Here is a 13,342-nt window from a genome sequence, read left to right on the forward strand (position 1 = left end):
AGCGGCAATGGCTTGCTCCTCCACACGGCGACGATTTCGGATTTGCAAGTCAAAAATGTAAGAACGCGTGCCGGTTACGCGTATCCCTGCAAGGGGGTACCCTGAAATGGGAGCGACCTACCGGAGGCGGGGCCGTGTCGCCTCTGTCGGGGCGTGCGGTAGACGGTCTACCCAGGCGTGTATCCGTGCGTAACATGTGACTTTGGGACAGCACAATCTTTCGGGCCTGACGCGGCGCCGGCGCACCCCCAAAAAAAAGGCACCCTCGCGGGTGCCTTGTTCGTTGCAGGTGCCGCGCTGAGCGCGGTCACTCAGTCCAGCGACACGTTCGCCTTGCGGATCACGTCTGTGAAGCGCTTCGTCTCCGTCGCCACGAACTGGTCGAACTGCGGACGCGTGGTCGGGAACGGCTCGTAGCCGAAGCTCTTGAACTTCTCCAGCACGTCGGGTTCGGCCAGGCCCTTCTCGATGTCGCGCTTGATCTTCTCCGTCACCGAAGCGGGCAGGCCCTTCGGCACGGCGATGGCGTTCCAGCCGATGACCTCGAAGCCCTTCGGGCCGCCCGATTCGCCCACGGTCGGCACGTCGGGGAACGCAGCGTTGCGCTGGGGCGCGGCCACGGCCAGGAAGCGCAGCTTGTTGGCGCGCTGCAGCGGGCCGGCGGTGGCGCTGCTGCCCAACGCAAAGGCCAGCTCGCCGGTGGCGACCGAGGTGTACAGCTGCGTGGTTTCCTTGTAGATGATGTGCTCCATCTGCGTGCCGGTGGCCGACTCGAAAAGCTCCGAGCCCAGGTGCACCGGGTTGCCGACCGACCACGAGCCGTAGTCGAGCTTGCCGGGGTTGGCCTTGGCGTCGGCGATGAGGTCGCCCACGGTCTTGTACTTGCTGTTGGTCGCGACGGTGAAGAAGAAATACGTCTTGAACAGCGGCAGCAGCGCGTCGAAGTCCTTCGAGGCGTCGTAGGGCAGCTTCTTGAACAGCGCCGGGTACGCGGCCAGGTGCACGTTGTCGAGCACGACGATGTCGTGGCCGTCCTTGGCGCCGCGCTTGAAGGCGTCGATGGCGATGAAGCCGTTGCCGCCCGGGCGGTTCTCGACCACCACGGGCTGGCCCCAGGCGCGCGAGAGCTTGTCGGCCACGAGGCGGGCCACGCCGTCCGGACCACCACCGACCGGGAACGGCGTGATGATCCGCACGGGCTTGGTCGGGAAGGCCGCAGGCTGCTGTTGTGCCGAGGCGGTCAGCGGCAGCAGGCCGCCGGCGGTCAGGGCCAGTGCGGCCGCGGCAATGGCGCGACGCGAGAGCGACGAACGGAAGAAGGACATGAAGGAAGTCTCCGGTTTAAAAATCGTTGATTGGGTTGGCGCTGTGCCGAGCCGCTCGGTCAGTCGACCGACGCGCCCGAGGCCTTGACGATGCCGGCCCACAGCGTGCTTTCCTTCGCGATGAGCGCGGCGTAGTCGGCCGGCCCGCCGAGCAGCGGCACGGCGCCTTCCACGTCGAGCCGCGACTGGAACTCGGTACCGCCCGCCACCTGCAGCATCTGCGCCGACAGCGTCTTCACGAACGCATCGGGCGTGCCGCGCGGCGCGAGGATGCCGTAAGTGAGCGTGCTCTCGAAACCCGCGAGTTCGCGCAGGCCCGACTCGGCCACGGTGGGCACGTCGGGCAGCGACGGCAGGCGCTTGGCGCCCGTGACGGCAATGGCGCGCAGCCGTCCGCCCTTGACCAGCGCAAGCGCGGGCGGGATGACGCTGAACATCATCTGCACCTGGCCGCCCGCCAGGTCGGTGAGCGCGGGGTTGGTGCCCTTGTAGGGGATGTGATTGATCTTCGTGCCGGTGCGCTGCGCGAAGAGTTCACCCGTGAGGTGACCGCCGGTGCCGCTGCCACTCGACGCGTAGTCGAGCAGGCCCGGGCGCGACTTCGCCTCGTTGACGAGGTCGGCCACGGTGCGCACCTTGGAGGCGGCGGGCACCACGAGCACGAGCGCGGACGACGCGAACATGGCCACGGGCAGCAGGTCTTTGCGCGCGTCGAACTTCAGGCCCTTGTACAGCGCCGGGTTGATCGACACGGTGCCCGTGTGGCCCAGCAGCAGCGTGCTGCCGTCGGGCGTGCTGCGCACCACCTGCTCGGTGCCGAGGTTGCCGCCCGCGCCGGGCTTGTTGTCGACGATGACGCCCGACTTGCGCACCTCGCCCAGGCCCTTGGCCATCTGGCGCGCGAACACGTCGTTGCCGCCGCCGGCCGCGAACGGCACGACGATGCGGATCGGCTTGCCGTCGGCCTGCTGCGCGTGCGCAGACAAACCTGCCGCCGCCAGCAGACCCAGCAGCAGCTCGCGTCGGGCGAGAGCCATCAGACGCGTTCCAGGATCACGGCAATGCCCTGCCCCACGCCGATGCACATCGTGCACAGCGCGTAGCGGCCGCCGCCCTTGTGCAGCTGGTTCACCGCGGTGGTGGCCAGGCGTGCGCCGCTGGCGCCGAGCGGGTGGCCCAGTGCGATGGCGCCGCCGTTGATGTTCACGCGCGCGTCGTCGTCCTTCAGGCCCAAGAGGCGCAGCACGGCAAGGCCTTGTGCGGCGAAGGCTTCGTTGAGTTCGATGACGTCGATCTGGTCGAGCGTGAGGCCGGTGAGCGCCAGCACCTTCTGCGTGGCGGGCGCCGGGCCGATGCCCATGATGCGCGGCGCGACGCCGGCGGTGGCCATGCCGACCACGCGGGCGCGCGGCGTGAGGCCGTGCCTGGCGGCGCTGGCTTCGTCGGCTAGCAGCAGCGCGCAGGCGCCGTCGTTCACGCCGCTGGCATTGCCCGCGGTGACGGTGCCGTCGGGACGCACGATGGGCTTGAGCTTGGCCAGCGCCTCCAGCGTGGTGTCGCGCGGATGCTCGTCCTTGTTGACGATGAGGGCGTCGCCCTTTTTCTGGGGCACGCTCACGGGCACGATCTCGGCGTCGAAGAAGCCGGACTTCTGCGAAGCCACGGCGCGCAGCTGCGAGTTGAGCGCCATCAGGTCTTGCGCTTCGCGCTCGATCTTGTAGTCGGTGGCCACGTTCTCGGCCGTCTCGGGCATCGAGTCGACGCCGTACTGCGCCTTCATGAGCTTGTTGACGAAGCGCCAGCCGATGGTGGTGTCGTACACCGCGTTGTTGCGGCTGAAGGCGCTCTCGGCCTTCGGCATGACGAAGGGCGCGCGGCTCATGCTTTCAACGCCGCCGGCGATCATCAGACCGGCCTCACCGGCGCGGATGGCGCGGGCAGCAGTGCCCAGCGCATCGAGGCCCGAACCGCACAGGCGGTTGATGGTGCCGCCGCCCACTTCGATCGGCAGGCCCGCCAGCAGTGCCGACATGCGTGCGACGTTGCGGTTGTCTTCGCCGGCCTGGTTGGCGCAGCCGTAGAGCACGTCGCTCACGGCTTGCCAGTCGACGTTCTTGTTGCGCTCGATGAGCGCGCGCAGGGGCACGGCGCCGAGGTCGTCGGTGCGCACGCTGCTGAGCGAACCGCCGTAACGGCCGAAGGGGGTGCGAACGGCGTCGCAAATGAAGGCTTGGGTGGTCATGTGAGTTGTCTCTTTGAATAGGTTGAACGGATCAGGCGGCGATCGGCAGGCCGACGAGCTTCTCGAGTTCTTCGCGGCTCAGGCCTTCGACGGTGTCGACGAGCTTCAGGCCCTGCGGCGTGCATTCGAGCGTGGCGAGGTCGGAGTACACGCGCTTGACGCAGCCGATGCCGGTGAGCGGATAGGTGCATGCCTGCACCAGCTTGCTCGCGCCCTGCTTGGTGAGCAGATCCATCATGACCCACGTCTGCTTGGCGCCGATGGCCAGGTCCATCGCACCGCCGACCGCGGGAATGGCGTCTTTCTCGCCGGTGTGCCAGTTGGCGAGGTCGCCCGTCGCCGACACCTGGAACGCGCCAAGCACGCAGATGTCGAGGTGGCCGCCGCGCATCATCGCGAAGCTGTCGGCGTGGTGGAAGAACGAGCCGCCCGGCAGCAGCGTGACGGGCTGCTTGCCGGCGTTGATGAGGTCGTAGTCTTCTTCGCCGGCCTCGGGCGCGGGGCCCATGCCGAGGATGCCGTTCTCGCTTTGCAGGATGACCTCACGGCCCTTCGGCAGGTGGTTGGCCACGAGCGTGGGCTGGCCGATGCCGAGGTTGACGACGGCGCCGTCGAAGATGTCTTGTGCCACTCGCGCGGCGAGCTGGTCCTTGGTGCGACGTGTGTATGCCATGGTCATGCTGCCTTCTTGAAGCCGCCGGCTTGGGTCGCCACGCGTTCGATGCGCACCACCTGGTGCACGAAGATGCCCGGGGTCACGATGGTCTCGGGGTCGAGGGTGCCGAGCTCGGCGATGTCGTGCACGGTGGCGATGGTCTTCTTCGACGCCATGGCCATCACCGGGCCGAAGTTGCGCGCGGCCTTTCGGTAGACCAGGTTGCCCCAGCGGTCGCCGCGCTCGGCCTTGATGAGCGCCACGTCGCCGTGGATGGGGTACTCGAGCACGTATTGCTTGCCGTCGATCTCGCGCGTCTCGCGGTTGCCTGCGAGCTGCGTGCCGTAGCCCGTGGGGCAGAAGAAGGCGCCGATGCCGGCACCCGCCGCGCGGATGCGCTCGGCGAGGTTGCCCTGGGGCACGAGTTCGAGCTCGAGCTTGCCGCTGCGGTACAGGCCGTCGAACACCTGGCTGTCGGCCTGGCGCGGAAAGCTGCAGATGATCTTGCGCACGCGGCCGGCCTTGAGCAGCGCCGCGAGGCCCGTCTCTCCGTTGCCTGCGTTGTTGTTGACGACCGTGAGGTCCTTGGCGCCCTGCTCGACGAGACCGTCGATGAGTTCGCCTGGAATGCCGGCGGTGCCGAAACCGCCGATGAGCACCGTGGCGCCGTCTTGGATGCCTGCCAGGGCATCGGCGACCGAGCGCGCGATCTTGTTGATCATGAAGCCTGTCTCCGGGAGTGAAGAAAGAAACCGAACGGTCCGAACAGCCTGCCGAATTCACGAATCCTCGCGAACTGCAATTTGTTCGTCTAAAGAACTTTTGTTCGTATAATGAATTTTAGAGAGGATCGCTCGCCATGGCAACCCGCCCCGTTTCTGCTACGTCCACCACCGACACGCCCGCCCCCGGCGACAGCTACGTGCAGTCTTTTGCGCGCGGCCTGCAGGTGATCCGCTCGTTCAGCGCGAATGCGCCGCACCAGACCCTGAGCGAGGTGGCCGCCGGCAGCGGCCTCACGCGTGCGGGGGCGCGGCGCATTCTTCTCACGCTGCAGACGCTGGGCTATGTAGTGACCGACGGCAAGCTCTTCACGCTCACGCCGCGCATCCTCGACCTGGGCTTTGCCTACCTGTCGTCGATGCCGATCTGGAACCGCGCCGAGCCCGTGATGGAAGCGCTGGTGCAGCAGGTGCAGGAGTCGTGCTCGGCCGCCGTGCTCGACGCGACCGACATCGTCTATGTGCTGCGCGTGCCGACGCAGAAGATCATGCGCATCAGCCTGGGCGTGGGCTCGCGGCTGCCGGCGTACTGCACGTCGCTGGGCCGGCTGCTGCTGGCCGACTTGAGCGACGACGAGGTGCGCGCGCGCCTCGAGGCGTCGAACCTCGAGTTGCTGACCAAGCACACCGTGACCGACATCGAGGCGCTCATGGCCAAGGTGGCCCAGGCGCGCAAGCAGCAGTGGTGCCTGGTGAACCAGGAGTTGGAAGAAGGACTGATCTCCGTGGCCGCGCCCATCGTGAACCGACAGGGCCGCATGGTGGCCGCGCTGAACATCAGCGGGCAGGCGAACCGCACAAGCGCGAAGGTGATGCAGGAGACGATGCTGCCGGCGCTGATCGATGCGGCCCGGCAGGTGTCGGCGCTGCTGTAGCAACAGCAGCGCCCTCGCTCGGGCGCTGGCTCAGGCCTCCGAACGGATGCCCTTCATGATGATCACGCCGCCCAGTCGCGTGGTGTCGGCGCGCATGCGCTTGGCCAGCGTGTCGGGCGAACCGGGCTGCGCCTGCCAGCCGGTCTTCAGCAGGGCCTCGCTCACCTCAGGCGAACTGATCACCTCGACCAGCGCGGCGTTCAGCTTGGCCACGGCCGCCGGCTTCATGCTGGCGGGCGCGGCCAGCGCGGTCCAGATCTCGAGGTCGGCGCCGCGCACGTCGGCGTCGCGGATCGTCGGCAGGTCGTTGACCAGCGGGCTGCGCTCGGGCGAGGTCACGCCGATGGCCTTGAGCTTGCCCGACTTCACGTGCGGCATCGCTAGGCCCGGCGGCAGCAGCGCCAGCTGGATCTCGCCCGCGAGGATGCCGGCGATCACCTGCGGGTTGCCGGTGTAGGGCTTGTGCTGCGCGGTGATGGCCGCGCGGCTCTTGAGCAGTTCCATGCCCAGGTGGCCCACGGTGCCCACGCCCGGCGTGCCGTACTTGCCGCCGCTGCCCAGGTTGCGCACCCACAGCAACAGGTCGGCCGCAGACTTGCCCGTGGCGTTGCCCGACACCACCAGCACCAGCGGCGCGGTGCCGATCAGGCCGATCGGCGCGAAGTCTTTTTCGGGGTCGAAGTCCAGCGACGGGTTCAGCAGCTTGGCGATCGTGAGGTTGCCGTTGATCAGCGCGCCGATCGTGTGGTCGTCCGTGGCCTTGGCCACTTCGGCGGCCACGAGGTTGCCGCTGGCGCCGGGCTTGTTCTCCACCGTCACCGGCTGGCGCAGGATCTTCGAGAGCGGCTCCGCAATGGCGCGCGCCGCCAGGTCGGGCGAGGCACCGGCCGGAAAGCCCACGAGGATGCGCACGGGCTTGGTCGGCCAGGCGGCATCGCCGCCCGCGGCGCGCTGGGCCCACGAGGCCGGAGTGAACAGCGCACTGGCAATGGCTGCGGCGCCGCCTTCGAGCAGGCGGCGTTTGGTGATCTTCAAGACGGACTCCAGAGGGATAGAAAAATCAGGGTAAATACGTGTACTTTGCTTACATGACGTTACAGGATGATGCTGCACTGCGCAAGTTCGGCATAACTGTGAATAGGGCCATCGAATGCCCTGTCAGCTTGGTATCCAGAGGTGACGAGCCCCATTTACAATGCCTGCCGCATTCCCTTTCCCCTACCACGAGGTCTTGTCCGCAATGCCCAAGAGCCCCAGGCCTCGCGCCCGCTTCAGCTTCTCCCCCACCGTGCGCGCCCTGCTCCTGGCCGTTGCGGCCTGCGGCACCGCGCTCCCCGCGCTGGCCGCAACCGAACACGAGGACGTCGACCGCCTGATGCAGGCCGGCAAGCTCGACGAAGCCATGACCAAGGCCGAGGCCTTCCTCAAGGACAAGCCGCGCGATCCGCAGATGCGCTTCCTGAAGGGCGTGATCCAGCTCGACACCGGCAAGCGCGCCGAGGCCATCGCCGCCTTCACGCAGCTCACGCAAGACGCGCCCGAGCTGCCCGAACCGTTCAACAACCTCGCCGTCATCTACGCGAGCCAGAACCAGTTCGACAAGGCCCGCAACGCCCTCGAAAGCGCCATTCGCACCAACCCCAGCTACGCCACCGCCCAGGAAAACCTCGGCGACGTGTACGCGCGGCTGGCGAGCCAGGCCTACAGCAAGGCGCTGCAGCTCGACCAGAACAACACCGCCGTGCAGCCCAAGCTGGCCGTGATCCGCTCGCTCTTCACGACCACGCCGACGGCCGGCTCGAAGGGCGGCTCGACCCTCGTGGCATCGGCCACGACGACGCCTGCACCCGCTCCAGCTGCGAAGGCCCCCACGCCGGCGCCTGCGCCCGCACCGGTCGCCAAGGCGCCGGCTCCCGTGCCCACACCCGCGCCCGTTGCCAAGGCGCCCCCGCCTGCACCGGCGCCGGCCCCCGCCGCCGCGCCTGTCGCACCGCCCGTCAAGGTGGCTGCAGCGCCCGCACCGGTAGCCAAGACGCCTGAGCCGACCCCTGCCCCCGCACCGGCACCTGCCGCTGTGCCGGCTTCCACCGCAGAGATCGAATCCGTCGTGCGCGGCTGGGCCTCGGCCTGGGCCAGCCAGGACATGGACCGCTACCTCGCCGCCTACGGCAGCGACTTCTCGCCCGCCGGCGGACAAAGCCGCAAGGCCTGGGAAGAAGACCGCCGGGCGCGCATCGTCGGCAAGTCCAGCATCAGCGTGAACCTCGAGAACCTCGCGATCAAGGTCGACGGACAGACCGCCACCGCCAAGTTCCGCCAGGTCTACCGCGCCGACAACCTCAACATCGCGAGCCGTAAGACGCTCGAGCTCCAACGCTCTGGCAACCAGTGGCACATTCGCAAGGAAAGCGTCGGCGGGTAGTGGCAGACATCGTCCGGCAAGGCCGGCTTCAGACCCTCCCGTTCCCGCTGCGGAGCGGGAAACTGCTCGCGGCCTTGATGGCCGCCTCTGCGCTCCTGCTGGCCACGCCCGGCGCCGCGCTCGCAGCCAACAACCACAGCAGCGGCAGCAGCAAGACAGCCAAGGCCGGCGGCAGTCGCGCGTCCGTCAAGGAAGCCCGGGCCAGCAAAGCCGGCAGCGGCGCCAGCAAGACGCAGCTGCAAGCCAAGGGCAAACGGGCGGCCGCGGCGGACAGCCAAGGCGCCGCACGCCCGGCCCGCAAGTCCGCAAGAACAGCCGCGCCACTCCAGGAAGCCAGCGGCGCCGAGGCCCGCCTGATCGCCGTCTACGAACTGTTCGGCCGTGGCAAGAGCCGCGAGGCGCTGGCCAAGGCCCAGACCCTCGTGCGCGACCATCCGAACTTCCAGCTCGCGCAGTTGGTGTACGGCGACCTGCTCGCGGCGCAGGTGCCGCCCTCGAACGCCATGCCCGACACCGCCGGCATCGCGCGACTGCGCGGCAACCCGGCCATGGTCGAGTTGCACGAGGAATCGCGCCGCCGCCTGCAGGCCCTGCGCGAACGCCCGCCCGCCGGCACCGTGCCCTCGCAGTTCCTCACCCTCTCGACCCGCAGCCGCTTCGCCATTGCCGTCGACGCCTCGCGCTCGCGGCTGTACCTGTTCGAGAACTCCGACAAGGGCATGAAGCTCGTCGCCGACTACTACATCTCGGTCGGCAAGTCGGGCACCGACAAGACCGTCGAAGGTGACGCGCGCACCCCGCTGGGCGTGTACTACATCACCAGCAGCCTCGACCCGCGCTCGCTGAAAGACTTCTACGGCGCCGGCGCCCTGCCCATCAACTACCCCAACCCGTACGACGTGCGGCGCGGCAAGACCGGCAGCGGCATCTGGCTGCACGGCACCCCGCCCCAGCAGTTTGCGCGGGCGCCGCTCGCCAGCGACGGCTGCGTCGTCATGGCCAACCCCGACTTGAAGCAGCTGCTGCGCAAGGTGCAGATCGGCGCCACCCCCGTCGTCACCGCGCGCAGCCTGCAATGGATTTCGCAGCCGCAGGCCGAAAAAGAAGAAAAGAAATTCGCCGAATCAATTACCGCCTGGAAAGATGCACGAGCCAGCGGCAATGAAGCGCAATTGAAGAAATTCTATTTGCCGGATTTCCAGCGCGCCAGCCGGAAGCCCGTCGATGCCAATTCGGTACTCCGCGACGAATTGACCTACGCACAAGGTAAACGAGTGCAAATCAAGGATACGTCGTACCTGCACTGGCGCGACACCGAGGACACCATGGTCGCCACCTTCGGCGAGGTGTTCGAGGGCGAGAAGAACGGCCGCACCCGCCGCCAGTACTGGCTGCGCCAGGGCGGCGAGTGGAAGCTCTTCCACGAAGAAATCCTGGGCTGAGCCCACTTCACCGGAGGGGTCTCCACCCCGAAAGCGTGACTTATTACCCAAACGAGGCCATCTCGTTGAGTGTTACAAATTGCACTCCAGGGTACCGTGCTACGTAACACGTAACGGGTGTGTTCCCGTAACGCTCAACTTCCGGACGTTCCCGCGCCCGTAACGTGTTCCCCTCGTCCATGCCAGTGTGCATGCGGTTTACAGAGGGAAACCGTCCTTTCCAGACTGTGAATAAGTGACCTTTTCTGCCCCGTTGCGGGGGAGGATCGGGGCTGGCCGCCATCCTGCTTTACCCCTCCGGGTAGCACATCCGGGACTCGATCCCATGTGTTTTTGCCCTTGATACACGGAGTTACGCTGTATAACATCCACCGTGCCAGCCTTTGTTAACACTTCCTTTCAGGAGATCACCATGCTTAGCTCTATTACTCGGTTTCTGCGCGATGAAGAGGGTGCTACCGCAATTGAATATGGAATTATTGCGGGGCTGATTTCGGTTGTCATGATCACGGCGATCACCACTCCTACCGGTATCGGTGCAAAAGTCAAATCCATCTGGGACGGCATCAAGACCGCCATCACTGCCGCCTAAAGGCTTTGACTCAAGCAGTGGCATCGGTTTTTTTGGTGTGGTTGCTTTTCATCATCGTCTATGACTGCAGGCAACGTCGCGCCCCCAACTGGCTTGTGCTTGCGGGGGCCGCCGCGGCTCTCGGAGCACTCGCCTTCGGGATGCAGCCGTTCGAGACTGACTGGACCTCTGCTCTCCTCGGCGGCGGTGCCGGATTCGGCTTCTTGCTTCTTTTTTATGCGTTTGGCCTTATGGGAGCAGGCGACGTGAAATTCGCTGGCGCCCTGGGACTGTGGGTCGGCCTGTCGGCTCTGCTGCCGATCTGGATCGGCGCCAGCCTGATGGCCGGCGCCCACAGCGTCCTCTGGTTGGCCCTCAAGCGCTGGCCTTTTTTCCCGCGGCTCGCCTTGATGCTGACCGGCCCCTCGCAAACACCCGAATCCGGTGCGTCCATTCGCCGGCTTCGCATCATTCCCTATGCGGCCTATCTCGCGTTGGCCACCGCGGCGTGGATGGTTTGGGGGCGACAGAGCTAGCCACAACTAGCTCTGACCCGACTCGCAGGCCCTTCATCTCTTTCATCATGAACGCTTGCTCCCTTCCTTCAGTTCGCCGCCCATGATCAACCTCACCAAAATCGTCGCTGCCATCCTCGTGCTTCTGGCCCTCGCGCTCGGGGGCTATGCATGGGTTCTCAGCCGCAAGGCGCCGCCTCCGCCGCCTGCAACCGCAACCTCCGGTGCAACGCCTGCCAAGGTGTCACAGGCCCAGACCTTCCCCGTGGTGGTCGCGGCAAAGCCGCTACCGGCCGGCCAGGCGATCCCGGCCGATGCGCTGCGCGTAGAACAACTGACGATCAATCCGACAGGGGCCTTCAAGGAGACCGCGCCGCTCGCCGGCCGCGTCCCGGTGATCGACCTCGGCGAAGGCTCGCCCCTGCTTGAAGGCCAACTGGTCTCCGGCTTGGCCTTGCGCATTGCCGAAGGCGAGCGCGCCGTAGCAGTCAAGGCCGACGAGGTCATGGGCGTGGGCAACAAGGTCCAGCCCGGCGACTTCGTCGACGTATTCCTGATGCTGAAGTTCGACGGCAAGGATATCGACCGCAGCCAAGCGCGCCTGCTGCTGTCGCGCAAGCGCGTGCTGGCCTTCGGCAGCGCATCGGTCGACGGCCTGCCTTCCAAGACCGACAAGAACGGCAACCCGCAGGCGCAGCAACAACGCGCCGAAGCCGCACGCACAGCCGTGCTCGCAGTGCCGGTGGACGACGTCAACCGCCTGACGCTCGCGGAGAACAGTGGCCGCCTGCTGCTAGCGCTACGCAATCCCACCGACCTGTCGGAGCCAGATCCCAAGCTGTTCGCCGAACTGCCCACGGCCCTGCTGCCCGCTCCACCGAAGCGCGGTGAAGCGCCACGCGCGCCGCTCGAAGGCTTGGACCGCGCCCAGGCCGGCCTGACCGCCGCCGATTTCGTGACCGGCGGCAAGCCCGGCGCCTTGCACCAGTCCACCGCCGCGGCACGGTCCACCGCAGCAGCCACCGGCAGCGGCGGCAACCGCGGCGGGCTCCAGGTCGAGGTCATTCGCGGCGACCGCAGCGAAACCATCCGTTATTGATTGATCGGCGCCACGTCCATGCATGCCCCGCACGAAAAGAACACCATGACGCACCCTCCTCGCGCGAAACCCAAGGCTCCAGTCCGTGCCCTGCGCCCCACCCTCGTGGCGCTGTGCCTGCTGGCGCCGGGCGCCGGGCTTGTCGCGTCCTCTGCGGCCCAGGCGCAAGCGGTCGCCCCAGGCTCGCCGATCCCGTTCCGCGTCGATGCCGGCACGCAGAAAGAACTGCTCATTCCCAAGGGCATCGAACGCATGGCCATTGCCGATGAAGCGGTAGCCGGCGTGGCGCTCACCCGCCAGACGCCGAACCTGCCAGCCGCGCGCCTGATCGTCACCGGCAAGGCCGCAGGACGGACCACGCTGATGGTCTGGGAAAAGGGCCAGTCGACCGCTACGGTGTACGCGCTCGAAGTGCGGCGTCGTGCATCCACCGTCACCGGTTCGCTCAGCAGCATGGATGCCCATCAAGAGGCGCGCGATGTTGCCTTGGCGAGCGGTGGAGAAAAATCGGCCCTGATTGATCGTTCCGTCGTGAACGTACGAAGCAACACCGTGCAGGTCGAGGTCAAGATCGTCGAGTTCAACCGCAGCGTGCTCAAGCAGGCTGGTCTCAACATCTTCAGCACCCGGGCCAACTCCAACGGCTTCAGCTTCGGCGTGTTCACGCCCGCGTCTCTGAAGTCGGTGTCGTTTGCACCCACGGGCGGGCTCAGCGGGGAATACAACAACCCACTCGCCCAGGCTTTCAGCCTCCTGTTCAACTTCGGGAAAGCGGGCATCGGCCTCAACGTCGGCTTTCTCGAAGGCAACGGCATGGCTCGCGTCCTCGCAGAACCCACACTCGTGGCGCTGTCGGGCCAAAGCGCGAGTTTCCTCGCGGGCGGCGAATTGCCGGTGCCGGCGCCTCAAGGCCTGGGCACCACGAGCATCGAATACAAGCCCTTCGGCATCGGATTGACGCTCACCCCCACCGTGCTGTCCAACGACCGCATCGTGCTCAAGGTCGCGCCCGAGGCAAGCGACCTCGACTACACCAACTCACTCAGCATCGGCGGTGTCGCTGTTCCCGCCATCAGCACGCGCCGCGCCGACACGACCGTCGAGCTCGGCGACGGCGAGAGTTTCATCATCGGCGGCCTGGTCAGCCGCACGACCACCTCGAATGCAGACAAAGTCCCGCTGCTCGGCGACATCCCCGTCCTGGGCACGTTCTTCAAGCAGACCAAATACCAGATGAGCGAAAAGGAACTGGTCATTCTGGTCACGCCGCACCTCGTGAAACCCATCGCGCGTGGCGCCGACCTTGGCCCCTACCTGCCCGGTGGCGCGGAGCAACGCGACGGCCCTGTCTGGCGCGCTCACCTGCTGGGACCGGCGTCGGGAACGGCTATCCCTGGCTTCTCGCGCTGATACG

The 13,342-nt window shown here is 66.8% G+C and carries 13 protein-coding genes; 7 read left to right on the plus strand and 6 right to left on the minus strand.

What is annotated here, in order from left to right; translation table 11 throughout:
* Window positions 1-311 precede the first annotated feature (311 nt).
* The 5 genes from IG196_RS26000 to IG196_RS26020 are packed head-to-tail and all read right to left on the minus strand — an operon-like array spanning window position 312 to window position 4,944.
* On the minus strand, window positions 312-1,325 hold the full coding sequence (locus IG196_RS26000; protein ID WP_192193621.1) for a Bug family tripartite tricarboxylate transporter substrate binding protein: 1,014 nt from the start codon (window positions 1,323-1,325) through the stop codon (window positions 312-314).
* Between the two features lie 59 nt (window positions 1,326-1,384).
* Window positions 1,385-2,362: a Bug family tripartite tricarboxylate transporter substrate binding protein gene (locus IG196_RS26005; RefSeq protein WP_192193622.1), complete on the minus strand. Its 978-nt coding sequence runs from the start codon at window positions 2,360-2,362 to the stop codon at window positions 1,385-1,387.
* Window positions 2,362-3,567, minus strand: coding sequence for a 3-oxoadipyl-CoA thiolase (gene pcaF, locus IG196_RS26010; RefSeq protein ID WP_192193623.1), 1,206 nt, complete (start codon window positions 3,565-3,567; stop codon window positions 2,362-2,364). The genes IG196_RS26005 and pcaF overlap by 1 nt, the downstream gene beginning before the upstream one ends.
* Before the next feature lie 31 nt (window positions 3,568-3,598).
* Entirely contained in the window at window positions 3,599-4,246 is a 648-nt protein-coding gene (locus IG196_RS26015) for a 3-oxoacid CoA-transferase subunit B (RefSeq protein ID WP_318646641.1), read from the minus strand.
* The gene (locus IG196_RS26020) at window positions 4,243-4,944 is read right to left on the minus strand and encodes a 3-oxoacid CoA-transferase subunit A (protein ID WP_119552256.1); all 702 of its coding nucleotides are present in this window, start codon (window positions 4,942-4,944) and stop codon (window positions 4,243-4,245) included. The genes IG196_RS26015 and IG196_RS26020 overlap by 4 nt, the downstream gene beginning before the upstream one ends.
* A gap of 137 nt (window positions 4,945-5,081) precedes the next feature.
* On the opposite strand from IG196_RS26020, the gene IG196_RS26025 reads away from it, so the two are divergent.
* A complete protein-coding gene (locus IG196_RS26025) occupies window positions 5,082-5,879 on the plus strand; it encodes an IclR family transcriptional regulator C-terminal domain-containing protein (RefSeq protein ID WP_192193625.1) in 798 nt (265 codons plus the stop codon).
* 30 nt (window positions 5,880-5,909) lie between these two features.
* On the opposite strand, the gene IG196_RS26030 is transcribed toward IG196_RS26025, so the two are convergent.
* Window positions 5,910-6,914 (minus strand): Bug family tripartite tricarboxylate transporter substrate binding protein, encoded by a 1,005-nt coding sequence (locus IG196_RS26030; protein WP_192193626.1) that lies wholly within the window; start codon window positions 6,912-6,914, stop codon window positions 5,910-5,912.
* Window positions 6,915-7,119: 205 nt separating this feature from the next.
* Between IG196_RS26030 and IG196_RS26035 the strand changes: the two genes are divergently transcribed.
* The 6 genes from IG196_RS26035 to IG196_RS26060 all read left to right on the plus strand — a co-directional run bounded on the left by IG196_RS26035 (window position 7,120) and on the right by IG196_RS26060 (window position 13,338).
* Window positions 7,120-8,301, plus strand: coding sequence for a nuclear transport factor 2 family protein (locus IG196_RS26035; protein WP_192193627.1), 1,182 nt, complete (start codon window positions 7,120-7,122; stop codon window positions 8,299-8,301).
* Window positions 8,302-8,378: 77 nt separating this feature from the next.
* Window positions 8,379-9,743, plus strand: a complete 1,365-nt coding sequence (locus tag IG196_RS26040; RefSeq protein ID WP_225616800.1) for a L,D-transpeptidase family protein — start codon at window positions 8,379-8,381, stop codon at window positions 9,741-9,743.
* A gap of 412 nt (window positions 9,744-10,155) precedes the next feature.
* Entirely contained in the window at window positions 10,156-10,335 is a 180-nt protein-coding gene (locus IG196_RS26045) for a Flp family type IVb pilin (RefSeq protein WP_192197149.1), read from the plus strand.
* Between the two features lie 17 nt (window positions 10,336-10,352).
* Window positions 10,353-10,850: a prepilin peptidase gene (locus IG196_RS26050; protein ID WP_192193629.1), complete on the plus strand. Its 498-nt coding sequence runs from the start codon at window positions 10,353-10,355 to the stop codon at window positions 10,848-10,850.
* 82 nt (window positions 10,851-10,932) lie between these two features.
* The gene (cpaB, locus tag IG196_RS26055) at window positions 10,933-11,928 is read left to right on the plus strand and encodes a Flp pilus assembly protein CpaB (RefSeq protein ID WP_192193630.1); all 996 of its coding nucleotides are present in this window, start codon (window positions 10,933-10,935) and stop codon (window positions 11,926-11,928) included.
* Between the two features lie 90 nt (window positions 11,929-12,018).
* Window positions 12,019-13,338 carry a type II and III secretion system protein family protein gene (locus IG196_RS26060; protein ID WP_412556397.1) on the plus strand — a complete coding sequence of 440 codons (1,320 nt, stop codon included), beginning with the start codon at window positions 12,019-12,021 and terminating at the stop codon, window positions 13,336-13,338.
* The last annotated feature ends 4 nt before the right edge of the window (window positions 13,339-13,342 follow it).

This window comes from Variovorax sp. 38R (assembly GCF_014843395.1).
In the GTDB taxonomy this organism is placed as follows: Bacteria; Pseudomonadota; Gammaproteobacteria; order Burkholderiales; family Burkholderiaceae_C; genus Variovorax; species Variovorax paradoxus_H.

Excerpts from the sequence above, each read along its gene's own strand:
- IG196_RS26035 (WP_192193627.1), top strand. The coding sequence starts at position 7,120 with ATGCCCAAGAGCCCCAGGCCTCGCGCCCGCTTCAGCTTCTCCCCCACC.
- IG196_RS26005 (WP_192193622.1), bottom strand. The coding sequence starts at position 2,362 with ATGGCTCTCGCCCGACGCGAGCTGCTGCTGGGTCTGCTGGCGGCGGCA.
- pcaF (WP_192193623.1), bottom strand. The coding sequence starts at position 3,567 with ATGACCACCCAAGCCTTCATTTGCGACGCCGTTCGCACCCCCTTCGGC.
- cpaB (WP_192193630.1), top strand. The coding sequence starts at position 10,933 with ATGATCAACCTCACCAAAATCGTCGCTGCCATCCTCGTGCTTCTGGCC.
- IG196_RS26015 (WP_318646641.1), bottom strand. The coding sequence starts at position 4,246 with ATGACCATGGCATACACACGTCGCACCAAGGACCAGCTCGCCGCGCGA.
- IG196_RS26045 (WP_192197149.1), top strand. The coding sequence starts at position 10,156 with ATGCTTAGCTCTATTACTCGGTTTCTGCGCGATGAAGAGGGTGCTACC.
- IG196_RS26040 (WP_225616800.1), top strand. The coding sequence starts at position 8,379 with ATGGCCGCCTCTGCGCTCCTGCTGGCCACGCCCGGCGCCGCGCTCGCA.
- IG196_RS26000 (WP_192193621.1), bottom strand. The coding sequence starts at position 1,325 with ATGTCCTTCTTCCGTTCGTCGCTCTCGCGTCGCGCCATTGCCGCGGCC.
- IG196_RS26025 (WP_192193625.1), top strand. The coding sequence starts at position 5,082 with ATGGCAACCCGCCCCGTTTCTGCTACGTCCACCACCGACACGCCCGCC.
- IG196_RS26020 (WP_119552256.1), bottom strand. The coding sequence starts at position 4,944 with ATGATCAACAAGATCGCGCGCTCGGTCGCCGATGCCCTGGCAGGCATC.